Annotated in this window: 20 protein-coding genes; 7 read left to right on the top strand and 13 right to left on the bottom strand. The window is 66.5% G+C overall.

Annotated features, from left to right (window positions below; translation table 11 throughout):
• Positions 1-121 precede the first annotated feature (121 nt).
• Positions 122-2,107 (top strand): diguanylate cyclase domain-containing protein, encoded by a 1,986-nt coding sequence (locus Q9246_RS12515; protein WP_306397868.1) that lies wholly within the window; start codon positions 122-124, stop codon positions 2,105-2,107.
• 134 nt (positions 2,108-2,241) lie between these two features.
• Here the strand turns inward: Q9246_RS12515 and Q9246_RS12510 are convergent, their stop codons facing one another.
• The 4 genes from Q9246_RS12510 to fghA form a co-directional block, all read right to left on the bottom strand.
• Positions 2,242-3,579: an erythromycin esterase family protein gene (locus Q9246_RS12510; RefSeq protein ID WP_306397867.1), complete on the bottom strand. Its 1,338-nt coding sequence runs from the start codon at positions 3,577-3,579 to the stop codon at positions 2,242-2,244.
• Between the two features lies 1 nt (position 3,580).
• Positions 3,581-4,918, bottom strand: a complete 1,338-nt coding sequence (locus tag Q9246_RS12505) for an SRPBCC family protein (RefSeq protein ID WP_306397866.1) — start codon at positions 4,916-4,918, stop codon at positions 3,581-3,583.
• Entirely contained in the window at positions 4,915-5,625 is a 711-nt protein-coding gene (locus Q9246_RS12500; RefSeq protein WP_306397865.1) for a phosphoribosyltransferase, read from the bottom strand. The genes Q9246_RS12505 and Q9246_RS12500 overlap by 4 nt, the downstream gene beginning before the upstream one ends.
• Positions 5,626-5,710: 85 nt before the next feature.
• Complete coding sequence (fghA, locus tag Q9246_RS12495; RefSeq protein ID WP_306397864.1) at positions 5,711-6,553, bottom strand: S-formylglutathione hydrolase; 843 nt, start codon at positions 6,551-6,553, stop codon at positions 5,711-5,713.
• Positions 6,554-6,841: 288 nt separating this feature from the next.
• Here fghA and Q9246_RS12490 point away from each other — a divergent pair, with 288 nt between their 5' ends.
• Entirely contained in the window at positions 6,842-7,312 is a 471-nt protein-coding gene (locus tag Q9246_RS12490) for a hypothetical protein (RefSeq protein WP_306397863.1), read from the top strand.
• Positions 7,313-7,429: 117 nt separating this feature from the next.
• On the opposite strand, the gene Q9246_RS12485 is transcribed toward Q9246_RS12490, so the two are convergent.
• From Q9246_RS12485 to Q9246_RS12475, 3 genes are all read right to left on the bottom strand, one after another.
• Complete coding sequence (locus Q9246_RS12485) at positions 7,430-8,020, bottom strand: chromate transporter (RefSeq protein ID WP_306397862.1); 591 nt, start codon at positions 8,018-8,020, stop codon at positions 7,430-7,432.
• A complete protein-coding gene (locus Q9246_RS12480; RefSeq protein WP_306397861.1) occupies positions 8,017-8,622 on the bottom strand; it encodes a chromate transporter in 606 nt (201 codons plus the stop codon). The genes Q9246_RS12485 and Q9246_RS12480 overlap by 4 nt, the downstream gene beginning before the upstream one ends.
• A 61-nt stretch (positions 8,623-8,683) precedes the next feature.
• Entirely contained in the window at positions 8,684-8,854 is a 171-nt protein-coding gene (locus tag Q9246_RS12475; RefSeq protein WP_306397860.1) for a hypothetical protein, read from the bottom strand.
• Positions 8,855-9,040: 186 nt separating this feature from the next.
• Here Q9246_RS12475 and Q9246_RS12470 point away from each other — a divergent pair, with 186 nt between their 5' ends.
• Both Q9246_RS12470 and Q9246_RS12465 read left to right on the top strand, forming a co-directional pair.
• Entirely contained in the window at positions 9,041-9,259 is a 219-nt protein-coding gene (locus tag Q9246_RS12470) for a hypothetical protein (RefSeq protein ID WP_306397859.1), read from the top strand.
• A 378-nt stretch (positions 9,260-9,637) separates the two neighbouring features.
• Positions 9,638-11,728 carry an ATP-dependent helicase gene (locus Q9246_RS12465; RefSeq protein WP_306397858.1) on the top strand — a complete coding sequence of 697 codons (2,091 nt, stop codon included), beginning with the start codon at positions 9,638-9,640 and terminating at the stop codon, positions 11,726-11,728.
• Positions 11,729-11,995: 267 nt separating this feature from the next.
• Here Q9246_RS12465 and Q9246_RS12460 read toward each other — a convergent pair whose 3' ends face one another.
• A complete protein-coding gene (locus Q9246_RS12460) occupies positions 11,996-12,811 on the bottom strand; it encodes an SIR2 family NAD-dependent protein deacylase (RefSeq protein WP_306397857.1) in 816 nt (271 codons plus the stop codon).
• Positions 12,812-12,815: 4 nt separating this feature from the next.
• Entirely contained in the window at positions 12,816-13,454 is a 639-nt protein-coding gene (locus Q9246_RS12455) for a phosphohydrolase (RefSeq protein WP_306397856.1), read from the bottom strand.
• 116 nt (positions 13,455-13,570) lie between these two features.
• Between Q9246_RS12455 and glpD the strand changes: the two genes are divergently transcribed.
• Positions 13,571-15,106, top strand: a complete 1,536-nt coding sequence (gene glpD, locus Q9246_RS12450; RefSeq protein ID WP_306397855.1) for a glycerol-3-phosphate dehydrogenase — start codon at positions 13,571-13,573, stop codon at positions 15,104-15,106.
• A gap of 23 nt (positions 15,107-15,129) precedes the next feature.
• Here glpD and Q9246_RS12445 read toward each other — a convergent pair whose 3' ends face one another.
• Both Q9246_RS12445 and Q9246_RS12440 read right to left on the bottom strand, forming a co-directional pair.
• Positions 15,130-15,972, bottom strand: coding sequence for a protein-glutamate O-methyltransferase CheR (locus Q9246_RS12445; protein WP_306397854.1), 843 nt, complete (start codon positions 15,970-15,972; stop codon positions 15,130-15,132).
• 7 nt (positions 15,973-15,979) lie between these two features.
• Complete coding sequence (locus tag Q9246_RS12440) at positions 15,980-20,893, bottom strand: response regulator (RefSeq protein WP_306397853.1); 4,914 nt, start codon at positions 20,891-20,893, stop codon at positions 15,980-15,982.
• Between the two features lie 342 nt (positions 20,894-21,235).
• On the opposite strand from Q9246_RS12440, the gene Q9246_RS12435 reads away from it, so the two are divergent.
• Positions 21,236-21,976, top strand: coding sequence for a helix-turn-helix transcriptional regulator (locus tag Q9246_RS12435; RefSeq protein WP_306397852.1), 741 nt, complete (start codon positions 21,236-21,238; stop codon positions 21,974-21,976).
• Here Q9246_RS12435 and Q9246_RS12430 read toward each other — a convergent pair.
• Entirely contained in the window at positions 21,951-22,223 is a 273-nt protein-coding gene (locus tag Q9246_RS12430) for a helix-turn-helix domain-containing protein (protein ID WP_306397851.1), read from the bottom strand. The two genes, Q9246_RS12435 and Q9246_RS12430, sit on opposite strands and share 26 nt — an antisense overlap.
• A gap of 185 nt (positions 22,224-22,408) precedes the next feature.
• Here Q9246_RS12430 and Q9246_RS12425 point away from each other — a divergent pair, with 185 nt between their 5' ends.
• The gene (locus tag Q9246_RS12425) at positions 22,409-22,990 is read left to right on the top strand and encodes an acyl-homoserine-lactone synthase (protein ID WP_306397850.1); all 582 of its coding nucleotides are present in this window, start codon (positions 22,409-22,411) and stop codon (positions 22,988-22,990) included.
• A gap of 19 nt (positions 22,991-23,009) precedes the next feature.
• Here Q9246_RS12425 and Q9246_RS12420 read toward each other — a convergent pair whose 3' ends face one another.
• Positions 23,010-25,058 (bottom strand): prolyl oligopeptidase family serine peptidase, encoded by a 2,049-nt coding sequence (locus Q9246_RS12420; RefSeq protein ID WP_306397849.1) that lies wholly within the window; start codon positions 25,056-25,058, stop codon positions 23,010-23,012.
• Positions 25,059-25,112 lie beyond the last annotated feature (54 nt).

Raw genomic sequence — 25,112 nt, 5'->3', positions numbered from 1 at the left:
AGTATTGCAAGACATACTTTGTTGCCTATTGAACAGATTATGTCCCGCTTCCGGGAGAGGCGTCTTGGTCGTCCGGGCGCGGTATGTAATACTTTGTCGCATTGCAGTCTATAAAACTTCTATGCTTACACGCGGCCTGCGCCTCCTGCCGGCGAACCTGAAGCTTCGCATGGCCTGCGTCGCCGCGATCCTGGTGTTCGCGGCCACCTTGCTGGCCACCCTGGCGACCCTGGCGGTGGCCGAGCGCGGCATGAAGTCGGTGATCGGCGACCAGCAGTACACGATGCTGGCCAGCGCCGCCTCTTTCATGGACGACCGCATCGTGGCGCGCGTGGCCCAGATCGAGGCGCTGGCGGCCAGCCTGCCGCAGGCAGCGGCGGGGGACCCGGCGGCGACCCGGCGTGTGCTGGAAGCACAGGCGACGACCTGGAAACACGAATACCTGAACCTGATCGTGGTCGACGCCCGCGGCCAGCAGGTGGTGTCGCTGCGCTCCTTCGGCGACGACCGCCGGCTCGACGCGGCCGGGCGCGATTATTTCGAGCGCCCGATGGAGACCGGCCACGGCTTCATGTCGCAACCCATCCTGAGCCGCATCTCGAACCGCAAGATCGTCATCATCAGCGCGCCGGTGTTCGGCGCCGGCGGCCAGCGGGCAGGCGTGCTGACCGCCAGCATGGACTTGCGGGCGTCCGGTTTCCTGCGCCAGATCAGCGCCCTCAAGCCGGGCGGCTCGGGCTACCTGTTCCTGATGACGCCAGACGGCGTCATGATCGATCATCCCGATCCGCGCCGGCTGTCGCAGCCGATCGGCCTGCAGGCCTCGGCCCTGGATCGCGCGATCGACGGCTTCGAGGGCTGGACCGAGGCGACCGGCCTGGACGGGCGCCCCTCCATCTATGCCTACCAGCGCCTGCGCACGACCGGCTGGATCCTGGGCGCGCGCTATCCGACCGAGGAAGCATTCGCCCCGCTGGCGCAGATGCGGCGCATCGCCATCTTCGGCGCGACCGGCCTGGCGCTGGCGTCCGGCGTGCTGGCCTGGGCCGTGGTGTTCCGGCTGCTGGCGCCGCTGCAGCGGCTGCGCGACAGCATCCGCGCGATCCGCCACGAGGGCGCCGACATCGCGGTGCTGCACGACGCCCGGCGCGACGAGATCGGCGAACTGGGCAACGCCTTCTACCAGCTGATGGCCGAGCGCGAGAATGCCGAGGGCCTGCGCGCGGCGAGCGAGAAGCGGCTGCGCCTGATCACCGACAACCTGCCGGTGCTGATCGCCTATCTCGACCGCGAGCAGCGCTTCCGCTTCGGCAACGCGACCTTCGAGCGCTGGTTCGGGGTGACGCCGGAGAATCTGGTGGGGATGTCGATCGCCGAGCTGATGGGCGAGGACGCCTCGCGCCAGGGCGCCGCCAGCCTGGAAGGCGCGTTCGCCGGCCACGCCACCACCTGCCAGATGCGGCTGCTGATCCAGGGCGCGCCGCGTGTGCTGGAGGGCGTCTACATCCCCGACCTGCAGCCGGACGGCAGCGTGGCCGGCGTGTACGCGCTCAAGCACGACATGACGCACGTGAAGGAAGTCGAGGAGCAACTGACCCGGCTGGCGCGGGTCGACACCCTGACCGGCCTGGCCAACCGCCGCAGCTTCAATGAAACCCTGCAGTCGGTGCTGGCGCGCGCGGCGCGTCACGGCCGGGCGCCGGCGCTGGCCTATCTCGACGTCGACCATTTCAAGCGCATCAACGACAGCCATGGCCATGGCGTGGGCGACGAGGTGCTCAGGGAATTCGGCGAGCGCCTGCGCGCCTGCGTGCGCGCCAGCGACACCCCGGCGCGCCTGTCGGGCGACGAGTTCGTGGTGATCCTGGAAGAGATCGACAGCCGCGAGGAAGCCGAGGGCATCGCAGCCAAGATCGTGGCCGCGATGCGCGCGCCGTTCGCGACCGGGGCCGGGATGCTGGCGGTATCGGCCAGCGTCGGCGTTGCACTGTGGCGGCCGGGACAGGATGAAGATGGGTTGCTGGCGGCGGCGGATGGGGCTTTGTATGCCGCCAAGGAGGGGGGGCGGGATCGGTATGTAGTGGGTGGGCGAGACCCTGCTGCCTGAGCCTGTTGCATGAACCAGCCGACGCCTGCGCGCCCGCACGTCGTCCCCGCGAAGGCGGGGACCCAAGTCCTGCGTGCGGTATCGCGATGCATGCAAACTTGGGTTCCCGCCTGCGCGGGAACGACGTGCACGCGTTACAACCCGCCCGGATACGTCTCCGGCGGCTCGCCCGTATGCCAGCCGCTGCCCGCATCGAGCGGCTCCACCGCCGTGGTGCGGTCGATGTGGATCACGGCGTCGAACTGGCGCGGCAGCTGGGCCATGAAATAATGGCTTTGGCGCTCGCTGCGCGGCAGGTACAGCACGCCGATCGCGCGCTCCAGCCGCTCTTCCATCAGCGCAGTGCGCGCCGGCGACGGTTCGCGCAGCGGCAGGAAGAAGCGTTCGATGCCGGTCAGGTGCAGCAGGTGTTCGTAGCTGTTGCGTAGCGCCGGGCGCACGTGCTTGTGCAGGCCCTCGCCATCCCATTCCGAGGCCGCCGTGACCCGGCCTTCATAGGTGGTGAAGCCGACCAGCACGGCATCCTGGCCATGGGCCTTGCGCGCCAGCTCGCCCAGCGTCCATTCGCCCTGGCGTCCGATCTCGGTGGCGCGCGCGTCGCCGATATGCGAATTGTGTTCCCACACCACGATGCGGGCCGGCTTGCCGCCCTGCGACAGGTGGCGGGCCACCGCGTCCAGCGTCTCGGCCATGTGGCTGTCGCGCAGGTTCCAGGACGAGACGCGGCCCTTGAACATGGTACGGTAGTATTCTTCGGCATTCTTGACCAGGCGCGCATTCTGCTGGGCGTAGAAATAGGCGTCGTCGGCGCCGTCGGCCTGCACGTAGTCGAAGGCGCGTTGCTGCAGCTTGCGCAGGGTGTCGAGCGCGCCCTGCTCGCACGACGGCGACATGCCGAAACTGGCCGCGTAGCCGTATTGCTGGCTGTCGCGGTCGTAGTGGTCGAAGCAGGCATACACCTTGCGCGCCTCGCGCGCGGCGTTCGGATCCACCTGGTCCAGGTAGCGCAGCACTTCGTGGATCGAGGTGTACATGCTGTACAGGTCCAGGCCATAGAAGCCGGTCTTGACTCCATCGCTGCCCAGGCCCGCGTTATGGCCCCGCAGCCACTCGACGAAGTCGAGCACCGCGGTATTGCGCCACATCCAGGCCGGAAAGCGTTCGAAGCCCGACAGGGCGGCACGGCCATCCGGGTCCGCGCCCTGGCCGCGCACATAGCGGTCGACCCGCCAGGCATCGGGCCAATCGGCTTCGACCGCCACCGCCGTAAACCCTTTTTCTTCGACCAGGCGGCGGGTGATGCGGGCCCGCTCCGCATAGAACTCGTGGCTGCCGTGGGTGGCTTCCCCCAGCAGCACGAAGCGGGCATTGCCGACCATGTCGAGCAGCGCGTCGTAGTCGTCCGCCGCGCCCGTGAGCGGGCGGGCGGCCTGACGCACCGCGTCGAGGGCGGCAGTGCCGATGATGGCCACGTCAGTGCAGGAAGCTGTGGCTCGGCGCCGCCTGCTGGGTGGCGTAGTGGGCGCCGCCGCGCTCGATGAACTGCTTCATGCGCGCCAGGTCGTCGTCCATCTGGCGCTGCGGGTCGGCGCCCAGCATGCGCGCGATGCCGTGGCCCAGCGCGCCGGCCGGCGGCGCATAGGTCATGCGCACCGTGACGCGGGTGCCGCCGGCGGACGGCTCGAAGGTGACGGTGCCTTCCTGCGCGATCTCGGAACCCGGCTCGCTGCGCCACGACAGGCGGTCGGGACGCGACTGCTCGGTCATGACCGCGTTCCAGGCGTACTCCATGCCGCCGGGGCCGCGCACCACCCAGTGCGAGCGGCGGTGGCCCAGGTCGCGCACCTCGGTCACGTGCGACATGAAGCGCGGGAAGTTCTCGACTTCGGACCAGGCGTCGAACACGTCCTTCGGCGCGGCGTCGATGTGGATCGCGTTCTCGACCTCGACCTGGCTGGCGGCGCCGCGATGGCGCAGCGAGTCGACCAGGTGGCGGCCGCGGTCGCTGCGCAGCAGCACCGCCAGCGCGCCCAGGCCGAGCAGGGCGACGGCCGGCGAGCGCCGCACCAAGCCGACCAAGCCTAGGGCGCCGGTCCCGAGCAGGGCCGAATTGGTGAGGGTCGGGCTGCGCGAGCCGAACACCTGGCTCAGGTGGTCGGTCCATTCGCGCACCTGGTGGCCGGCGGCGTGGGCGCGCGAGCGGGCCTCGGCCTTCAGGCTCCAGGCGCTCTGCTCGAGGCGTTCGCGGGCCTGGTCGGCGCGTTCGCGGGCGCGCTCGGCCGCGTGATCCGCGCGGTCGCGCGCCTTGTCGGCGGCGTAGTCGGCGTGTTCGCGCGCCTCATGTGCGGCATGCTCGACCCGGTCGCGCGCCTCGTGGGCGGCATGCCGGGCGCGGTCGCGCGCGTCGTGGGCCAGTTCGTGCGCGCGTTCCTTGGCTTCGTAGGAGGCGTCGGCCAGGCGATCGCGCGCATGTTCCAGGCGGTCGCGGGTGCGGTGCGAGGCGTCGGACAGGCGGTCGCCCGCCGCGTGGGCCGCCCCGGCCAGGCGTTCGCCGGCGCGGGCTGCGGCGGAAGATGCGCGCAGGCGCGCCGAATCGATGCGGTCGCCGGCGCTGTGCCAGGCGTTTTCCAGCCGGTCGCCGGTGCGGTCGCGAGCATCGCGCAGGGCGCCGCGGGCATGGGCGCGGCGCTTGGCGCCGCGTTCCGGGTCGAAGGCGTACATCAGCAAGGCGCCTGCGACGGCTGCGCCGATCCATTTACCCACGTTCATCGCTTGTGCGTTGGTGTCGTTCGTCTCGTTCGTATCGTTCATCTCGGCTCCTCTCGGTAGGGTTGGCTGGCGGCGTCGCGCGACTGCGCCAGCAGGGTTTGCACTTCTTCATCGCCGGTCTGCCCGAAGCTGCGGTACCACTGCCCGACCGCGCGAAAACGGGCCGGGGCCACCAGGCAGACCAGCTCGTCGACCGACGGGCGCAGCGCGTCCAGCGCGTCCTGGGCCGCCACCGGCACCGCCACCACCAGCCGCGCCGGCTGCTGGCGGCGGGCGACCTCGACCGCGGCCAGCATCGTCGATCCGGTGGCGATGCCGTCGTCGACCAGGATCACGCAGCGTCCCGCGAGCCGGCACGGCGGACGATCGCCGCGGTAGCGCCGCTCGCGCCGCGCCAGCTCGGCCTGCTCGATGGCCGTGACCGCGTCGACCTCGTCCTGGGTCACGCCCATCAGGCCGGGGACGCCGGCCTGGAGCACTCGCACGCCGCCGCTGCCGATGGCGCCCATGGCGAACTCGGGCTGGTTGGGCAAGCCGAGCTTGCGCACCAGCATCAGGTCGAGCTCGGCCCGCAACGCCTGGGCGATGGGGTAGGCGACCGGCACGCCGCCGCGCGGCAACGCCAGCACGAGCAGGTCGTCGCGGCCGGCGTAGTGCTGCAGCGCCTGCGCCAGTTGCCTGCCGGCGTCGATGCGATCGGTGAACGGTTCGAGCTGTTGCATGATGAAGAAGTTGTTAACTTCCAGCATACACAGGGATGGCAACGACCGTCGTTCGTTTGCCGTGAGGAATGATGTGAGAGGTTGGCGGCCCGCGACGCGGGCCGCTCGGGGCTCACGCCAGTTGTTGGGCGTGGAAGCGCAGGTGATCGTCGACGAAGGTCGAGATGAAATAATAGCCGTGGTCGTAGCCGGCGTGGCGGCGCAGGGTCAGCGGCTGGCCGACCTTTTCGCAGGCTTCCTCGAATGCTTCCGGATACAGTTGCTCGACCAGGAATTTGTCGCCCAGGCCCTGGTCGATCAGGATGCCGCCAGGGAAGGGCGCGCTGGCCTGGGCGGTCATCAGGGCGCTGGCGTCATGCTGCTGCCAGGCGTCCTTGTCGGCGCCGAGGTAGCCGTCGAAGGCCTTCTGGCCCCACGGGCAGCGGCTGGGCGCAGCGATCGGCGCGAAGGCCGAGACCGAGCGGAACAATTCAGGGTGCTTCAGTGCCATGGTCAGCGCGCCGTGGCCGCCCATCGAGTGGCCGAAGATGCCGACCCGGCCCGGATCGGCCTGGAAGGTGGCCAGCACCAGCGCGTGCAGTTCCAGCAGATAGCTGTGCATGCGGTAGTGGCGCGCCCACGGTTCCTGGGTGGCGTCGAGGTAGAAGCCGGCGCCGGTGCCGAAGTCCCAGCTGTCCGTTTCGCCCGGGACGTTGGCGCCGCGCGGGCTGGTGTCGGGCGCGACCAGGATGATGCCCAGTTCGCTGGCCAGGCGCTGGGCGCCGGCCTTGATCATGAAGGTTTCTTCGGTGCAGGTCAGGCCGGCCAGGTAGAACAGCACCAGCAATTGCTTGTCGCCGGCCGCCGGCGGCAGGTAGACCGAGAATTTCATCGGCAGGCCGATGGCGGCCGAGTCGTGCTGGTAGAAGCGCTGCACGCCGCCGAAGCAGGCGTGTTCATTCAGGAGTTGGGGCATCTTGGTAACGTTGGGAGTTTCGGATAGCGTCAGTATGCCGCGTCTCGGCACGCAGTGCCAAACCAGTGGCCACGCAACGTTTTGCTGCCGCCTGCAATTTTCCGCCAAGAAGTGATGAAAGGTAGAGGAAAGACATTCTTCAATGGTTAAATCTTACGTACAGCGAAGTCATTCATTTCTCAATCTGGAAGTCGCGTCACATTTCGCATGAACGGAATACGTTTAAACAGGCAATAATATTGCTTTGCGGAAATTTCGCCAGTACAATCTCCTGCAAAGGAGAAGTGCATGGATACCGTGATCAAGATGCTATGCCTCGTGACTGCTCTCGCGATGGCATGGAAGCCCAGACGAATTTTCTATAGTGCTTGGAATATCAGTCGTGACAGCTATGCATCGGCGAGAGCTGGGCTGTATGTTCTTTATACGCTGAGCTTATTAGGGTTCGTCTCCACATGTATTATCGCGGATGAGCCGTTCTCGCTTTTCTACGAAGATGCCACGAAAACACTGCTACCTAGCGCACTCATGAGCCTGCTGACCGTGTCCTTCGTGACATTGACATGCATGATAGACGCGAATTATCGCGCAAGTCGACGGCAAAAATTTGAGAGAAATTTCTTCAAGCACTGGTTGTTCCAAGGCATTTCGCTTTTCCCAATTCTCGTTTGTCTTATCTCCAATCGAATACTGATGCTGGTTGTTGCAATCATCTATCTGTCGGGGATTTTCTATTACCCTAAACCGCAAAACGCATGAGATGGCGTGTGCGGATGCTGGCGCGCGATTCGATAATCGAAAAAAAACCGTTAGAGATACTGCTGAGGTGCGGTTGAGTGCACGAGGCAGCACCAATTGGTTGCTGTCCGGCTGCCCCTAGACCACGCCCAGTGCGCCGAGCAATGCCCCCGCCGCCAGCATCCACAGCAGGTGCAGCCGGGTGCGCCAGACGACGATGGCGGTGACCGCCGTCAGCAGCCACAGGGGCCAGTTGTCGTTGTGCTCGCCGCCTTTGCCGCCGCCGGTGGCCAGCAGCCAGGCGGTGGATAGCAGCATGGCGATCACCAGCGGCGCCATGCCCTGCTTGAAGGCGCGCACCGCGCGCAGCGTGCGGTTGCGGTGCGCCCATTGCGCCACCTGGTAAGTAAACACGGTCGAGGGCAGCATGATGCCGATCATGGAGATCGCGACTCCGGCCAGCGCGGCCGTCATGCTGCCGGTATTGAGCCCGACGTTCCAGCCGAGCAGGGCCACGAAGAGCACGTTCGGTCCCGGCGACGATTGGGCCAAAGCCACGGAGTCGGCGAACTGGGTCTGGCTCAGCCAGCCCTGGCGCTCGACCAGATAGCGCTGCATCTCGGACGTGGTCGAGATCGCGCCGCCCAGCGACATCATGGACAGCATCAGGAAGTGGACGAACAGATTGAGCCAGTCGTGCCAGCCGAATACGAGGGCGGGCGTGTTCATGGCTTGAGCCCGCGCCAGGCCAGCACGCAGCCGAGGCCGCCGAGCATGGCGATCACGACTGCCAGCGGCGCCCGGAACCAGGCCAGCAGCACGAAGCCGGTGGCGGCGATCGCGATGCAGACGGCGAGGGGAATCGCATTCCTGGCGAGCGCCACCGACATGCGCAGGCCGGTGGCGGCGATCAGGCCGGCGGCGACGGCGGCCATGCCGCGCAGGGCGCCCTGCACCTGCGGCTGGGAGGCGAACTGCGCGTAGACCAGGGCCAGGCCCAGCACCAGGACCAGCGGCACCGCGAGGATGCCGGCCAGCGCGCTCAGGGCGCCGGCCAGGCCGAAGTGGCGGCTGCCGATCATCATCGCCAGGTTGCAGACATTCGGGCCGGGCATGATCTGGGCCACCGACCACTCTTCGATGAATTCCTCGTTGCTCATCCAGCGCTTGCGCTCGACCACTTGCTGCTGGATCACGGCCAAGACGCCGCCGAAGCCCTGCAGGGCGATCAGCGTGAATGAGACGAACAGGTCGGTCAGGGAGTTCGGACGTGGGCGGTCGGGTTCCTGCATGGGCGGGACGGGTGGTGCGGGGAGGGGTGATGCGCTCATCCCGCGATTATCGCCGCTCGCCCCGCATCCTGTCCACGAGCTACCCGGCGTGAATGGGTGCTCAGCCGCCGCCGATGCCTTCCATCACGCGGCCGGTGCCGCCGCACTGCGGGCAGGGCTTGCCATCGGCCAGCGTGCCGCGGCCGGCGCAGGCGTCGCAGATGTCTTCGCCGGCGCCTGGCGTGCCGGGGGCGGCGTCGTCGCCGGGATTCAGGTTGGGCTGGATGCTCATGTATGTCCTCGTCGTTGGTCGTTGGCCCAGATTGTAGGCAGGATGGCGCACGGGCGGCGCAGCGCAGCGAAGATGGTGGCGTTACCCGCGAAATAGGCATGTTGATACAGGTTTGACATTGACTTCGGCTCCGCATCGCCAATAATCGTGATGCGTCATCGACATAACCCACTGGAGACATGCGCCATGAGTCCATTCCGCGCACGGGAAATCAACCAACGCCTTGCCGCCACTTCTGAGCTCAGGCGCAATATTCTCCATCGCGACATTGTGGCGCGCGGCATCGCCACCTTGCGCGAGTCCGGCATCATGCCGGCGGTCGAATACCTCAAGTCGCAGGGCGTACGTCCGCAGGTCATCGAGCGCGTGGTGCTCGAGCCGGAGCGCAGGCGCGCGCCCGCCTGATGGGGCAGGGACTTTCGGTTGTGCACATATTTGGCTTGCAAATTCGTTGCGACACGCGCAGTGTCTGGGGAGCAACAGGGCACGTAAACCCTTGATTTTCAGCGGAAACGAGATTGCCTTCCCAATAGGCAAATTGTTGAAACCCGCACGGCAGGCCGCCTCCAGCGTGTCAAGCCCCCGCTTTTCCACACACTTATTCACAGACTTTGTGGATATCCAAAAAACGTCTTGATAATCCGCAACTTGGCGCCGAATGCTGAGGTCATTTTTAATGTCATTATTGACAACATGTGATGGCCTTCGTGGGGCGCCGCATTTTTCGCTTGCGGCGCGAGACTGGATAAATGTACAGTATGGCATTTCCTGCTTCCGCCTCCCATGTCCGCCGTCGCCGAACCCGCCGTCACCGCCACCGAAGACCCGTTCGCCAGCCTGAATCCCGAACAGCGGGCGGCGGTCGAGCACGACGTCGGGGCGGACGCGCCGCGTCCGCTGCTGGTGGTGGCCGGCGCCGGTTCCGGCAAGACCAATACGCTGGCGCACCGGGTGGCGCGCCTGATCCAGTCCGGCGCCGATCCGCAGCGCATCCTGCTGCTCACGTTTTCGCGCCGCGCAGCCAGCGAGATGACCCAGCGCGCCGGCGGCGTGCTGCACCGCCTGTTCGGCCGTGGCGGGAACCAGGCGCCGGTCAGCCTGCCCTGGGCCGGCACCTTTCACAGCATCGGCGCGCGCCTGCTGCGCGAGTTCGCCGGCCGCATCGGCCTCGACCCGGCGTTCACCATCCATGATCGCGGCGACGCCGAAGACCTGATGGGCATGGTGCGCCACGAGATCGGCCTCGACCGGACGGAAAAACGCCTTCCCTTGAAGGGCACCTGCCTGTCGATCTATTCGCGCGCGGTCAACGGCCGCGAGCCGCTGGACCAGGTGCTGCAAGCCTTCTTCCCCTGGTGTAGCGAATGGGAAGCGCAACTCAAGACGCTGTTCGGCGCCTACGTCGACGCCAAGCAGGAACAGAACGTGCTCGACTACGACGACCTGCTGCTGTTCTGGGCCGAGATGGCGGCCGATCCGGTGCTGGGGCTTGAACTCGGCGCGCTGTTCGACCACGTGCTGGTCGACGAGTACCAGGACACCAACCGGCTGCAGGCCGCCATCGTCACCGGCATGAAGCCCGATGGTAAAGGCGTGATGGTGGTCGGCGACGACGCCCAGTCGATCTACGGTTTCCGCGGCGCCACGGTGCGCAATATCCTCGACTTCCCCGGCCAGTTCTCGCAGCCGGCCCACCTGATCACGCTGGAGCGCAACTACCGCTCCACGCAGCCGATCCTGGACGCCTCGAATGCCGTGATCGGCGCCGCGCTCGAGCGCCATGCCAAGACGCTGTGGACCGACAAGGCATCGAGCATCAAGCCGCAACTGGTGCTGATCCCCGACGAAGCCGAGCAGGCGCGCTGGGTCTGCAATCGCATCCTCGAGCAGCGCGAGGCGGGCGTAACGCTCAAGTCGCAGGCGGTGCTGTTCCGCGCCGCCAGCCATAGCGCCGCGCTCGAGCTCGAACTCATGCGCCGCAACATCCCCTTCGTGAAATTCGGCGGCCTCAAGTTCCTCGAGGCGTCTCACATCAAGGACGTGCTGGCCCTGCTGCGCTTTGCCCAGAACCCGAGCGGCAGACTGGCCGGCTTTCGGGCGCTGCAGCTGATTCCCGGCATCGGCCAGACCACCGCCTCGCGCCTGGTCGAGGCGGCCGGCACGAGCAATGATGCGGCGGCGGCGCTCGAGGCCTTCCCGGTGCCGGCGCGCAGCAAGACCGACTGGCAGGCGTTTTGCGTGCTGTACCGGCGCCTGCGCACGCCTGGCCTGCGCTGGCCGCTGGACCTGGAACTGGCGCGCACTTGGTACCAGCCGCATCTGGAGCGCCTGCACGACGATGCGCAGGTGCGCGCGGCCGACCTCGATCAATTGGTGGCGCTGTCCGGCGGCTACGGCAACCGCGAGAGCTTCCTGGCCGAGATCACGCTCGACCCGCCCGAGGCCACCAGCGACCGCGCCGGCGCGCCGCTGCTCGACGAAGATTACGTGATCCTGTCGACCATCCATTCGAGCAAGGGCCAGGAGTGGAAATCGGTGCACGTGCTGAACGTCGTCGACGGCTGCATTCCCTCCGACATGGCCACCGGCAGCCAGGAAGACATCGAAGAAGAGCGGCGCCTGCTCTACGTGGCGATGACGCGGGCGCGCGAGAACCTGCACCTGGTGGTGCCGAACCGTTTTTTCATCAAGCAGCAATCCAGCATGGGCGACCGCCATGTCTATGCGGCGCGCACGCGCTTCATCACCCCGGTCATGCTCAGGCATTTCGAGGAATGCGCCTGGCTCAGCGCCGACAAGCGCGAGCTGCGCACGCCGATGCCCGACTCGATTCGCATGATGGTGCGCGACCGGGCCCGGAACGCATGGAAATGACGACAGATGGGCGCAGATTGACGACTTATCCCCCGTGCCCCACATTTGTAGGAGTTTGCCGTATATGACATGGATGTGCAGAAGTAGTGCACGTGCAAGTGATTGATTTTTCGGGAGGTTTTTTTTGCCTTCAGAACGGGCATTTTGTTGAAACCCGCATCAATACTGCGCTTGCGGCTTGTCAAGTGGCGCTTTTCCACACAGTTATCCACATTTCTTGTGGATAGGCCAAAAGGCTGAATGAAATCAGCCACTTAGTGTTCAGTATTAACTGACATCAATACTCATTTCCTGTGCGATCGCCTGCATTGCCGCAAGCGCGCCCATGGCCAGGCCGACGCCGCGCACGATCCGGTGTTCGCGTGGATTGATGCGGATCGCCGGCACGCCGTGCGACTCGGTAAACCGGCGCACCGAGGGCAGGTCGGTGCCGGCCCCCAGCTCGATCACCGCCAGCCGCTCGACTCCGGTGCGCCAGCGTTCCAGCCGCATGAGCTGGGCGTCGCTGGGCACATCGACCCAGGCCATGTCGTTGAACATCAGGATGTTTGGCCGCGCCAGCGCGCCGCAGTGTGGGCAGCCAGGCAATGGCGACAGCAGCGTGCAGCGCGCAAGGTCGACCTCGGGTGCGAATCCATCGGCCGGCCAGGTCGTGTCGCGGCAGGGACGGCTGCATTGCAGGTGGTGGATCGTGCCATGGCATTCGGCGATCCGATCCGGGGCGAAGCCGGCGCGCTGGAACTGGCCGTCGACATTGCTGGTGAAGACGAAGCTGCCATGGCGCATGCGTTCGCCCAGCGCACGCAAGATCGCGAAGCCCGCATGCGGCCGCGTGCGCCGGTACAGGTCGAGCCGGTGGCCATAGAAGCCCCAGGCCAGGCGCGGATCGCGCGCGAAGCTGGCCGGATTGGCCATCTCGCGAAACGGCAGGCCGCGCTCGGCCAATGGTGGATAGGCTTTCCAGAACCCGGCATTGCCGCGAAAGTCGGGCAGGCCCGAATCGACGCCGATGCCGGCGCCGGCCGCGATCAACAGGCCGTCGGCGTTGTCCACCAAGGTGCAGGCTCGGACGACGTTTTCCATGAGGTCATCCATGGGCACTGACTTTCAGGCGATCGAGCTCGGCCAGGAAGCGTTCGCAGGCCAGTCCAGGGGCCCACGGTTCCCACGGCCGGCAATCGTAGCGGGCGGCGAGCGGATCCTCGGCCAGCACCTCGGCCCGGATCTTGAGGGTGCGCCGCACTTCTTCGCGCGACCAGCCGGCCACGTGCACCGCCTCGGTGGCGGCGGCCAGGCGGTCGGCGCGCTTGTGCGCCGCGTGGCTGCGCGCATCCCAGGCCGGCAGGCCGTAGCGCAGGAACACCATGTGCTCGAGGCGCTTGGTCAGCGCCCGGAAGGCTTCGCCCAGGAAGGGCTTGATGACCGAGATCGCATCGAAGCCGAGCAGGCCTTCCTCGGCGTCGTGCAGCAGTTCGCGCAATTCTTCCAGCGGCGTGATTGCCGGGCTGGCGGCGCGGCGCAGCAGCATGACGCTGATCGAGTGCTGGGCCACCGACAGCGGCAGCGGCCAGGCCGAATGGCCGCCCCAGCGATAGGTGCGGGCCAGGCCGAGCGCCAGGTCGGCGTCGTCCCAGTCGAGGGGTGTCGGATCGAGAAGGTCGAGGCGGCGGCCGGACGGCATGCGGACCCAGGCGCGGGTCTGGTCTGGGTTGGAAAGGATGTGCATGTGGCGATTTTACACATCGCCCTGCCTATTCCCCGCATAATTGATGCAGGCAAACGCATGGGGCCCGGCGCCGCCTACACTGGGCCGGATGGCGCCATGCCGCGCGAAGGAGATCCATGGAAGCGAACCTGACGATCGATTGCGACTTGCTGGTGGTCGGCGGCGGCATCAACGGCGCCGGCATCGCGCGCGACGCCGCCGGGCGCGGCTTGTCGGTGGTGCTGTGCGAGAAGGACGACCTGGGCGCCCACACCTCGTCCGCGTCCAGCAAGCTGATTCACGGCGGCCTGCGCTACCTCGAATACCGCGAGTTCGGCCTGGTGCGCAAGGCGCTGGCCGAGCGCGAAACCCTGCTCAAGAGCGCGCCCCACATCATGCGCCCGCTGCGCTTCGTGATGCCGCACGTGCCGGGACAGCGCCCGGCCTGGCTGATCCGCGCCGGCCTGTTCCTCTACGACCGCCTGGCGCCGCGCGCCTTCCTGCCGGCGTCGAACGCGATCGACCTGGCCGGCCACCGCGCCGGCGCCCCGCTCAAGCCAGAGTTTACGCGCGCCTTTGCGTATTCGGACGGCTGGGTCGACGATGCGCGCCTGGTGGTGCTCAATGCCCTCGACGCCCACGAGCGCGGCGCGCGCGTGCTCACCCATGCCGCCTGCGACGAGGCGATCCGGCGCGCCGCGCACTGGGAGGCCCGCATCACGCAGGATGGCGCGCCATTGACCGTGCGCGCGCGCGGCCTCGTCAACGCCGCCGGCCCATGGGCGGCGCGTTTCGCCCAGCGCGCCAACCGCGTGGCCCCGCACCGCGCGCTGCGCCTGATCAAGGGCAGCCATATCGTCGTGCCGCGCCTGTTCGAACACAGCTGCGCCTACCTGTTCCAGCATGCCGATGGCAGGGTCGTGTTCGCCATTCCCTACGAGGAAGCGTTTACCCTGGTCGGCACCACCGACGTCGATTTCGCGGGCGACCCTGGCGCGGTGGCGATCTCCGAGGACGAGACGCGCTATCTGTGCGAACTGGCCAACCGCTATTTCAGGCGGCAGCTTGCGCCAGGCGATGTGGTATGGAGTTACTCCGGCGTGCGCCCGCTGCTGGACGACGACGCCGGCAGCGCGGCGGCGGCCACGCGCGACTACTTCCTCGAGCACGACGCCGACGGGCCGCCCCTGCTGTCGGTCTTCGGCGGCAAGGTCACCACCTACCGCAAGCTGTCCGAGGAAGCTGTCGACTGGATCGCGCCGTTGCTGGGCACGACGCCCAGCGGCGCCTGGACGGCGGATGCGGTTCTGCCGGGCGGCGACCTGTTCGGCCCCGGGCCGGACGCGCGCGGCGTGCTGGAATTCGACCGCTGGGTGGCGGCGCTGCAGCGGCGCCACGCCTGGCTGCCCAAGCCGCTGGCGCTGCGCTATGCGCGCGCCTATGGCACGCGGGTGGACGTGCTGCTGGCCGGTTGCGGGGCGCTGGCCGACCTTGGCCTCGAAGTGGCTCCCGGCCTGTACGAGGCCGAGCTGCGCTACCTGATGCGGCACGAGTGGGCCGCCAGCGCCCGGGATGTGCTGTGGCGCCGCACCAAGCTGGGGCTGCACCTGCGGCCGGGCGTGGCGGACCGGATCGATGCGTGGATGACCGCGGAAAGGTCGGTGGTGGCGTAACGCGGACGGATTCGCTGCCCACGTCACCGCACGCGCTTGTACCAGGCGCCATCCTCGAACAGCGGCCGGTAGTCGTCCGCCGCCACATCCTCCGCCATGAGTTCTCGGTCGATCCCCATCACCCCGAACAAGGCCAGGCTGTCCCGGAACAGCCGCAGCACCCGCTGGCGCAGCACCGGTCCGAAATCGGGCAGGGCGCGGCAGCAGACGATGGCGTGGAATTCGTTGAACGACCCATCCGTCACCAGGCAATACTGCAGCCAGGTGATGCGTTCGCGCAGCCGCGGCAGCAGGCGCGCGCGGCCGTCGCTGACCTCGAAGTAGTCGGCCAGCCGTCCCTGGCCGCCGCTGGCTTCGTAGCCGCGCTGGGCGTCGAGCAGCTGCGCGGCGGGCAGGGTGGCCTCGCGCGCCTCGTACAGCAGCTCGTCGCTGGCCAGGGTTGCGAACACCTCGGTGCGCCCGTACAGCTTTTCCTCGGCCAGCAACACCGCCAGGGTCCAGGCCTCGCCCACGCCGGCCGCCTCGGGCAGCCAGACCTTCGGCAGCGCGGTCGGCCGCAGGCTGTCGGCCAGCGCACGGCGCTGGCGTCGGGCCCAGTCAGGCCGGTCGAACAGGGCGGCCGGCTGCACCGCCAGCGCGCGCACCACGCTGAGGGCGGCGCCGGGCGCGTGCAGCACCTGTTCCTGCAGGCGCGACAGGGTCGGCAGTTCGCGCCGGTGCAGGAATTCGGCCAGCCGGGCGCGCACGGCAGCGCGCTCATGGCTGCGGTAGTCGAAGCCGAAGCGCTGGTACAGCGCCTCGAGCAGCAGCTCGAGCTCGAGCTCGGCCAGGCCGGCGTCGAGCGGCAATCCAGTCAACGCGTTCACCGCGGCCTCAATGCAGCCAGACGCGCATCATCGACAGCAGCTGCGCCACGTCGACCGGCTTCGTGATGTAGTCCGAGGCGCCGGCCGCGATGCATTTGTCGCGGTCGCCCTTCATCGCTTTCGCAGTCAAGGTGATGATCGGCAGCGAGCGGAATTTCGGGATGCGGCGGATCGCGCGCATCGTGTCGTAGCCGTCCATCTCGGGCATCATGATGTCCATCAGGACGATCTCGATGCCGGGATCCTTCTCCAGCACCTCGATGCCGTCGCGGCCGTTCTCGGCGAACAGCACCTGCATCTGCTGGCGCTCGAGCAGCGTCGACAGGGCGAAGATGTTGCGCAGGTCGTCGTCGACGATCAGCACCTTGCGCCCGGCCAGGCCCGAATCGAGGGCGTGGATCTCTTCCAGCATCCTGCGCTGGGTCTCGGGCAGGCTGGCCTGGGAGCGGTGCAGGAACAGCGCCGTCTCGTCCAGCAGGCGCTCGGGCGAGCGCGCATCCTTGATCACGATGGTCTTGGCATAGCGCTTGAGCTTCGTGACTTCCTTGCGCGTGAGTTCCTGGGCCGTGTAGATCACGATCGGCAGGTCGCGCAGGCGCTCGTTGCGGCCGATCTGGTCGAGCAGGTCGAAGCCCGAGATGTCGGGCAGCGTCAGGTCGAGCACCATGCAGTCGAAGTGCGACGACTGCAGGGCCTCGAGCGCGGCCGCGCCATGGTCGACCGTGACCATGTGGATGTCGTTATTGCCGATCAGGTTGACGATCGATTCGCGCTGGGCCGGATCGTCCTCGACCACCAGCAGGCTGCGCTTGCCGCCCATCAGGAATTTCTGGATGCGCTTGAATTCTTCCTTCAGCGCGTCGCGCTCGACCGGCTTGTTGATGTACGAGATCGCGCCCTGGCGCAGCGCGCGTTCGCGTTCGCGCAGGGACGACATCACGTGCACCGGGATGTGGCGCGTGCTCGGGTCGCGCTTCAGGCGATCGAGCACCGTGAAGCCGTCGATATCGGGCAGGTCGAGGTCGAGCAGGATCGCCGACGGCAGGTAATCGCGCGCCAGCGACAGGGTCGAATCGCCACGGTGGGTAACAATCGCCTTGAAGTTTTTCTCTCGTGCGAATTCCAGCACCACCTTGGCGAAGCGTTCGTCGTCCTCGACGATCAGCACCGACGGGTCGCCCGGCGTCACCAGGCCGCGGTCGTCCAGCACGCTCGCATATTCGACCACGGCGCCGCTCGGATCGAGCAGGTCGGCGGTCAGGTCGAGCGCCGCCACTTCGCTGTTCTCCTGCAGCACCGGCACCAGCGGTGCGGGCAGGTTCAGCGGCGGCGCCAGGCGCGCCGGCTGCGGCTGGCGCGCCTGCTCGTAGTTGATGAAGCCGGCCCGGTTATAGGGCAGGTACAAGGTAAACACCGAACCGACGTTGACGGTCGATTCGACGCGGATTTCGCCGCCCAGCAGGCGCGCCAGTTCGCGCGAGATCGACAGGCCCAGGCCCGTGCCGCCGTATTTGCGGGCGGTCGAGCCGTCGGCCTGCTGGAAAGCTTCGAAGATCAGCTGCAGCTTGTCGGCCGGGATGCCCACGCCGGTATCGTAGACCGAGAATGCCAGCACCGCGTCGGCATGCTCCAGGTTCGGGTGGTCGGCGGTCCAGCCGCTGGTCACCAGGCTGATGCCCAGCGAGACCTGGCCGTGACTCGTGAACTTGAAGGCATTCGACAGCAGGTTCTTGAGCACCTGCTGCAGGCGCGTGGTGTCGGTCATCACCGCCGTCGGCAGGTTCTCGGCCAGGTCCACCTGGAAGCCCAGGTGCTTGGCCTCCGCCATGTGTCTGAAAGTGCGGTCGACATAGTTGCGCAGGTTCGAGAAGCGGTATTCCGACACGTCCAGCGTGACGGTGCCCGACTCGATCTTCGACAGGTCGAGGATGTCGTTAATCAGCGTGAGCAGGTCGGAACCGGAGCCGTAGATCGTCTTCGCGAATTCCACCTGCTTGCCGGACAGATTGCCCTCGGGGTTGTCCGACAGCTGCTGGGCCAGGATCAGCAGCGAGTTCAGCGGCGTCCGCAGCTCGTGCGACATATTGGCCAGGAATTCGGACTTGTACTTCGAGGACAGCGCCAGCTGGGTCGCTTTTTCTTCCAGCGCCAGCTTGGCCTGCTCCACCTCGCGGTTCTTGCGTTCCACCTCGATATTCTGCTCGGACAGCAGGCGCGCCTTCTCGGCCAGTTCCTGGTTCGTCTGCTGCAGTTCCTGGGCCAGCGATTGCGACTGGGTCAGCAGCGACTCGGTGCGGCTATTGGCCTCGATCGTGTTCAAGACCACGCCGATCGATTCCATCAGCTGGTCGAGGAAGGACAGGTGGGTTTCGGTAAAGCGGTCGAGCGAGGCGATCTCGATCACCGCCTTGACCTGCTGCTCGAACAGGATCGGCAGCACCACGATATTGTTCGGCGGCGCCGAGCCCAGGCCGGACGACACCACGATGTAGTCGCGCGGCACGTCGGTGAGCCAGATGCGGGTCTTCTCCAGCGCGCACTGGCCCACCAAACCTTCGCCCGGCAGGAAGGAGGTCGGCAGCTTGCGGCTCGAGCGGTAGCCATAGCTGGCGATCATGCGCAGGCGCGAGTCGATCTCTTGCGAGTCCATCATGTAGAACACGCCGTGGTGGGCCGAGACCAGCGGCGCCAGCTCCGACAGGATCAGCTTGGTCACCGCCTGCAGGTCGCGCTGGCCCTGCAGCAGGCGGGTAAACCTCGCAAGATTGGTCTTCAACCAGTCCTGCTGCGCGTTCTTCTGCGTGGTCTCCTTCAGGTTGCGGATCATCTCGTTGATATTGTCCTTCAGGTAGGACACCTCGCCGCGCGCTTCCACCTGGATCGAACGCGACAGGTCGCCGCGGGTCACCGCGGTCGCCACCTCGCCGATCGCGCGCATCTGGTTGGTCAGGTTCGCCGCCAGCTGGTTGACGTTTTCCGTCAAGTCCTTCCAGGTGCCCGCCACGCCCGACACATTCGCCTGGCCGCCGAGCTTGCCCTCGGTGCCGACTTCGCGCGCCACCCGCGTCACTTCGGACGCGAACGACGACAACTGGTCCACCATCACGTTGATGGTGTCCTTCAGCTCGAGAATCTCGCCCTTCACGTCGACCGTGATCTTCTTGGACAGGTCGCCGCGCGCGACCGCGGTGGTCACGGCCGCGATATTCCTCACCTGGCCGGTCAGGTTCGAGGCCATGAAGTTGACGTTATCGGTCAAGTCCTTCCAGGTGCCGCCCACGCCCGGCACATAGGCCTGGCCGCCGAGCTTGCCTTCGGTGCCGACCTCGCGCGCCACCCGCGTCACTTCCGATGCGAACGAGGACAGCTGGTCGACCATCACATTGATGGTGTTCTTCAGTTCGAGAATTTCGCCCTTGACGTCGACCGTGATTTTCTTGGACAGGTCGCCGTTCGCCACCGCGGTCGTCACGTCCGCGATATTACGGACCTGGGCCGTCAGGTTGCCCGCCATCGAGTTCACGCCGTCGGTCAAGTCCTTCCAGGTGCCGGCCACGCCCGGCACGTTCGCCTGGCCGCCGAGCTTACCTTCGGTGCCGACCTCGCGCGCTACCCGCGTCACCTCGCTGGCGAAGGAGTTCAGCTGGTCGACCATCACGTTGATGGTGTTCTTCAGCTCGAGAATCTCGCCTTTCACGTCGACCGTGATCTTCTTGGACAGGTCGCCGTTCGCCACCGCCGTCGTCACGTCGGCGATATTGCGCACCTGGCCGGTCAGGTTGCCGGCCATCGAGTTGACCGAGTCGGTCAAGTCCTTCCAGGTGCCGGCCACGCCTTTCACCATTGCCTGGCCGCCGAGTTTCCCTTCGGTGCCGACCTCGCGCGCTACCCGCGTCACTTCGGAGGCGAACGAGGACAGCTGGTCCACCATCACGTTGATGGTGTTCTTCAGCTCGAGAATTTCACCTTTCACGTCCACCGTGATCTTCTTGGACAGGTCGCCGTTCGCCACCGCAGTCGTCACCGCCGCGATATTCCTCACCTGGCCGGTGAGGTTCGACGCCATGAAGTTGACGTTGTCGGTCAAGTCCTTCCAGGTGCCGGCCACGCCCGGCACATAGGCCTGGCCGCCGAGTTTACCCTCGGTGCCGACCTCGCGCGCCACCCGCGTCACTTCCGAGGCGAAGGAGCGCAGCTGGTCCACCATCACGTTGATGGTGTCCTTCAATTGCAGGATCTCGCCGCGCACGTCGACCGTGATCTTCTTGGACAGGTCGCCGTTGGCCACCGCGGTCGTCACTTCGGCGATGTTGCGCACCTGCGAGGTCAGGTTGCCGGCCATCGAGTTGACCGAGTCGGTCAAGTCCTTCCAGGTGCCGGCCACGCCTTTCACCTGTGCCTGGCCGCCGAGTTTACCTTCGGTGCCGACTTCGCGCGCCACGCGCGTGACCTCCGACGAGAACGAGGACAGCTGTTCGACCATCGTATTGGCGGTCATCGCCGCGCGCAGGTACTGGCCCTTGAGCGGGTGGCCGTCGACTTCAAGCGCCATGGTCTGCGACAGGTCGCCCTTGGCCACGGCGCCGATCACGCGCGCCATCTCGGTGGTCGGGCGCACCAGGTCGTCGATCAGGGTGTTGACCGAGCTGATCATGGTGCTCCAGCCGCCTACCACGCCCGGCAGGTCGGCGCGCTGGGTCAGGTGACCTTCGCGGCCCACCACGCGCGAGACTTCGGTGACGGTCTCCACCATCTTCTGCTTGGTCTCGATGATGTCGTTCAGCGTGTCGGCGATCTTGCCCGACACGCCGGTCCAGTCATCCGGCATGCGCACCGAAAAATCGCCCTTCTTCAAGGCCATCAACGTGGTGAGCAGCAGCTTGACGTCCAACTGTTCGCCCATATCGGTCATGGTGTTCATCGCCTGGATCCCGTCTTGAAAGGTAGATTCTCGTTGGCCTGCGTCAGCTAGGCAAAAAAGTGTCGTTTTTACACAAATGCAAGATACCGTCCTCTAGATCTAAGTCAAGGTCTGAAACGGCACCTCAGTTAGCAAATACTTGCAATTCTGAAATTTATTGCAGGTAATTCGGCGGAGGGTAGCGGATTCCTTCGAAATAAGGCGCACAATTGCAAATAGTTGTTGTTTATGCACGACAACATGCAAAAGAGATAGAAGTAAACCATTGGATTGTTAATTTCTGTGAATTTGTGAACGGGTCGAACCATCTAGCATAGCGGGGTTACATCAACAACCGCCCCCATGATTGACACCGCCTTATTACTTGATCTGATGCAGGCCAAGGACGCCTCCCACTGGAGTGCGTCGCTGTTCACGATTGCGCGGGGGTTGGGATTCGACCAGGTGTTGTTTGGCGTCGTGAATTCGCGCCATACCCGCTTCGAGTCGGCCTTCTTGCGCAGCAATTATTCCGAAAACTGGCGCGATCGCTATGACCGCAACGGCTTCGCCTACGTCGATCCGACCGTCTCGCACTGCCTGGCGAGCACGATGCCGATCGTGTGGCAGCCGGGCACCTTCGCCTCCAGCCCGCAGCAGGCCGGCTTCTACGAAGAAGCCAGCGCCCATGGCATCCGCAGCGGCGCGACCCTGCCGATCCACGGGCCGCAGGGCGAATTCGGGGTCATCAGTTTCGCGTCCGATGCGCGGCCCGACGCCGCCGCCCAGCGCGCCATGGCCGAGGTGCTGCCGATGCTGTCGCTGGTGCGGGATTATGCCTTCGGCTCGTCCGGCCGCTTCCGCGAAGAAGAAGTCAGGGTCGATGAAGCGCCGCGCCTGACGCGGCGCGAGCTGGAGGTATTGCAGTGGGTGATGGCCGGCAAATCGTCATGGGAGATTGCCCGCATCACGAACTGCTCCGAAGCCACCGTCAATTTTCACCTGGCGAATGTGCGTCAAAAATTCGACGTCAACACTCGCCAGCAGGCGGTGGTCAAGGCCATCGCCATGGGGCTCATCACCCCTGAAGATCACCATCGTTGAGCTTGCCGTTGATATACATGCGCAACAGGATCGATACGGGCGCCGGAATCGCCAGGCCGGTTTCGAAGCGGCTGCCGCTGGACTGGGTGACGCCGAACCGGCCCCAGAATTTTTCCTGGCTTTCGCGCTTGGTGATGCGCAGCCGGCGCAGTTCGTGCGGTGCCAGGCGCGCGGCCCCGGCCGCCTGGACCAACTGTTGTGCCTGCAGTTCGGCTGCCAACGCGTCGCACATCAGATCGTTTGCCATGGTGAGTCCTTTCGGGGTGGTAAGTCGAATGATTCGGAAACTGCGTCTTTCCCAAAGTATTGCACCGCCGATATTGCTCGCCACCTAGCAATGCTGATAGTACCCAGCCTACCCGATTTGCATGACGCTTCTATGCGTAGTGCATTTTTTCTCCACCGGTTTTCTCAACGAGGAAGGGGTTGGCCATGAGCATGCAGATCAGGATCGCGCCGCGTCGCGCATTCGCTTCAAAGGAATTGTGGGAAATGCATACGCTGCGCGCGAAGGTGTTTCGCGGGCGGCTGGGATGGGAGGTGCCGGTGCTGTCCGGCATGGAGATCGATGGCTACGACGCGCTCGAGCCGCGCTACATGCTGATGCGCGACGACGACACCCTGCGCGGCTGCTGGCGCCTGCTGCCGACCGAGGGGCCGTACATGCTCAAGGACTCCTTCCCGCAACTGCTCGACGGCCAGGAAGCGCCCAGCGACCCGCACATCTGGGAGCTGTCGCGCTTCGCGATCGAGACCGAAGGCGCCGGCAGCTACGGCTTCTCGGAGATGACGATGGAATCGATCCAGGCCATCATCCGCCACGCCCACGAGCGCGGCCTGTCGCGCTACGTGACGGTCACCACCACCGCGATCGAGCGCATGCTGCGCCGGGCCGGCGTGGTCACCACCCGCATCGGTGCGCCGCAGGCGGTCGGGATCGAGACCGCGGTCGCGCTCTATGTCGAGATCGCGCCGACCTGGGACGCGCTGTTCGCCGAGCGCCTGGCGTCCTGACCCGGTGCGCTACAGGGAACTACGCGGAGGGCGCGCCCAGTTGCCGCAGCAGGAAGGCATAGGTCAGCGCGAACATGCGCGCGGTCTGGGCATTGTCGGCCGCGCCGGCGTGGCCGCCCTCGGTGTTTTCCCAGTACAGCACGTCGTGGCCCTGTTCCAGCATGCGCGCCGCCATCTTGCGCGCATGCGCGGGATGCACGCGGTCGTCGCGGGTCGAGGTCGTGAACAGCACCCGCGGATAAGCTTGACCGGGGCGCAGGTTATGGTAGGGCGAGTAGCGAGACAGGAAGGCCCAGTCGGCGGGATCGTCCGGGTCGCCGTATTCGCCCATCCACGAGGCGCCGGCCAGCAGCAGGTGGTAGCGCCGCATGTCCAGCAGCGGCACCTGGCACACCACGGCGCCGAACAGGTCGGGGCGCTGGGTCAGCGCCGCGCCCACCAGCAGGCCGCCATTGCTGCCGCCCATGATGCCCAGCCGGGCCGGGGTGGTGAGCCCGCGCGCCACCAGGTCCTGGCCGACCGCGAGAAAATCGTCGAAGGCGCGCTGGCGGTGCTGGCGCAGGGCCGCCTGGTGCCAGCGCGGGCCGAACTCGCCGCCGCCGCGGATATTGGCCAGCACATAGGTGCCGCCCTGTTCGAGCCAGGCGGCGCCGGTCATGCCGCTGTAGAAGGGCTTGAGCGCGACTTCGAAGCCGCCGTAGCCGTACAGCAGGGTGGGAGCCGGCGTCCCCGCTTGCCGGTCGCGGCGGCCGACGACGAAGTAGGGGACCGGCGTGCCGTCGGCGGAGGTCGCCGTGTGCTGTGCCACCTCATACGGCGCGGCGTCGAAGAAGGCCGGCATCGCCTTCAGCGCCTCGCGCTCGTCGCTCCCCGCGCGCATCAGGTTCAGCGTGGTCGGATGCAGGAAGTCGGTCACGGTCAGGAAGTAGTCGTCCGATGCGTCCGCATCGACCGCCGCCACGCCCAGTGCGCCGAAGCCGGGGACGGCGACCTCGCGCCCGATCCAGCGGCCATCCTCGCGCCGCAGTTCAGTGATGCGGTTCTTCACATTGTCCAGCACCGTCAGCAGCAGGAAGTTCCGGGTCGCCGTCACGCCGTCGAGCGAGGTCGAGGGTGTCGGCGCGAACAGCACCTCGAATTCCCGCTTGCCGGCCACGAAGTCGTCGAAGCCGGTCGCCAGCAGGGCGCCTTGCGGATAGGTCGCGCCGCCGGTCGTCCAGTCCGAACGCAGTTCGACGATCAACTGGTCGCGCAGGGCGAAGGCGCTGGCGTCCAGCGGCTTGTCGATCTTTACCAGTGCGTCGCCGCGCAGCCAGAACAGTTCGCTCGTGTAGAAATCGACCTGGCGCAGCACGAAGGCGCGTTCCCAGCCCGGGCTGTGGTCCCGGTAGCCGGATGCCGCCAGGTCGCCCGGCGCCGCCTCGTACACGGTGGCCGCCGCCGCCAGCGGCGCGCCGCGCTTCCACGTCTTGACGATGCGCGGATAGCCCGATTCGCTCAGGCTGCCGGGGCCGAAGTCGGTGCCGACGAACAGGGTGTCGCGGTCGATCCAGGCCACGTCGCTCTTCGCTTCCGGCAGGCTGAAACCGTCGGTCACGAACGTGAGACTCTCGAGATCGAATTCGCGCACCACGTGCGCGTCGCCGCCGCCGCGCGACAGCGAAACCATGCAGCGCAGGCCGCGGTCGCCTTCCCGGTCGAGCCAGGACACGCCGCCCCAGACCCAGTTCTCGTCTTCGGCGCGCGCCAGCGCATCGAGGTCGAGCACCGTCTGCCAGGCAGGCGCCGGCTGGCGGTACGCGTCCAGCGTGGTGCGACGCCAGACGCCGCGCTGGTGGAGGGCATCGCGCCAGAAGTTGTAGCACCAGCCGCCATGCACGCCGACGTAGGGAATTTTCTCGCTCGAGTCGAGGATGGCGAGCAGCCGTTCGCGCAGCGGGACGAAGCGGGGATCGGCTTCCAGTTCGGCCTCGGTCGCCGCATTGCGCGCGTCGACCCAGGCGCGGGCGAGTTCGCTGTCGACTTCTTCGAGCCACAGCCAGGAGTCTTCAAGACTGTCGTGTTGCATGCTTGCCTCATCGGTAACGCGCCGGTGCGGCGCGCCGATATACTAGCAATTTTG

Source organism: Telluria beijingensis (assembly GCF_030770395.1).
Lineage (GTDB): Bacteria > Pseudomonadota > Gammaproteobacteria > Burkholderiales > Burkholderiaceae_D > Telluria > Telluria beijingensis.
Note: the sequence above shows the minus strand (reverse complement) of the source record. Positions and strands in the feature narration are given on the sequence as shown.

Coding starts and splice junctions, on each gene's coding strand:
- Q9246_RS12490 (WP_306397863.1), top strand. CDS start 6,842: ATGGATACCGTGATCAAGATGCTATGCCTCGTGACTGCTCTCGCGATG.
- Q9246_RS12505 (WP_306397866.1), bottom strand. CDS start 4,918: ATGAACGATACGAACGAGACGAACGACACCAACGCACAAGCGATGAAC.
- Q9246_RS12440 (WP_306397853.1), bottom strand. CDS start 20,893: ATGAACACCATGACCGATATGGGCGAACAGTTGGACGTCAAGCTGCTG.
- Q9246_RS12435 (WP_306397852.1), top strand. CDS start 21,236: ATGATTGACACCGCCTTATTACTTGATCTGATGCAGGCCAAGGACGCC.
- fghA (WP_306397864.1), bottom strand. CDS start 6,553: ATGCCCCAACTCCTGAATGAACACGCCTGCTTCGGCGGCGTGCAGCGC.
- Q9246_RS12500 (WP_306397865.1), bottom strand. CDS start 5,625: ATGCTGGAAGTTAACAACTTCTTCATCATGCAACAGCTCGAACCGTTC.
- glpD (WP_306397855.1), top strand. CDS start 13,571: ATGGAAGCGAACCTGACGATCGATTGCGACTTGCTGGTGGTCGGCGGC.
- Q9246_RS12485 (WP_306397862.1), bottom strand. CDS start 8,020: ATGAACACGCCCGCCCTCGTATTCGGCTGGCACGACTGGCTCAATCTG.
- Q9246_RS12470 (WP_306397859.1), top strand. CDS start 9,041: ATGAGTCCATTCCGCGCACGGGAAATCAACCAACGCCTTGCCGCCACT.
- Q9246_RS12455 (WP_306397856.1), bottom strand. CDS start 13,454: ATGCACATCCTTTCCAACCCAGACCAGACCCGCGCCTGGGTCCGCATG.
- Q9246_RS12475 (WP_306397860.1), bottom strand. CDS start 8,854: ATGAGCATCCAGCCCAACCTGAATCCCGGCGACGACGCCGCCCCCGGC.
- Q9246_RS12430 (WP_306397851.1), bottom strand. CDS start 22,223: ATGGCAAACGATCTGATGTGCGACGCGTTGGCAGCCGAACTGCAGGCA.
- Q9246_RS12515 (WP_306397868.1), top strand. CDS start 122: ATGCTTACACGCGGCCTGCGCCTCCTGCCGGCGAACCTGAAGCTTCGC.
- Q9246_RS12460 (WP_306397857.1), bottom strand. CDS start 12,811: ATGGAAAACGTCGTCCGAGCCTGCACCTTGGTGGACAACGCCGACGGC.
- Q9246_RS12465 (WP_306397858.1), top strand. CDS start 9,638: ATGTCCGCCGTCGCCGAACCCGCCGTCACCGCCACCGAAGACCCGTTC.
- Q9246_RS12420 (WP_306397849.1), bottom strand. CDS start 25,058: ATGCAACACGACAGTCTTGAAGACTCCTGGCTGTGGCTCGAAGAAGTC.
- Q9246_RS12480 (WP_306397861.1), bottom strand. CDS start 8,622: ATGAGCGCATCACCCCTCCCCGCACCACCCGTCCCGCCCATGCAGGAA.
- Q9246_RS12425 (WP_306397850.1), top strand. CDS start 22,409: ATGAGCATGCAGATCAGGATCGCGCCGCGTCGCGCATTCGCTTCAAAG.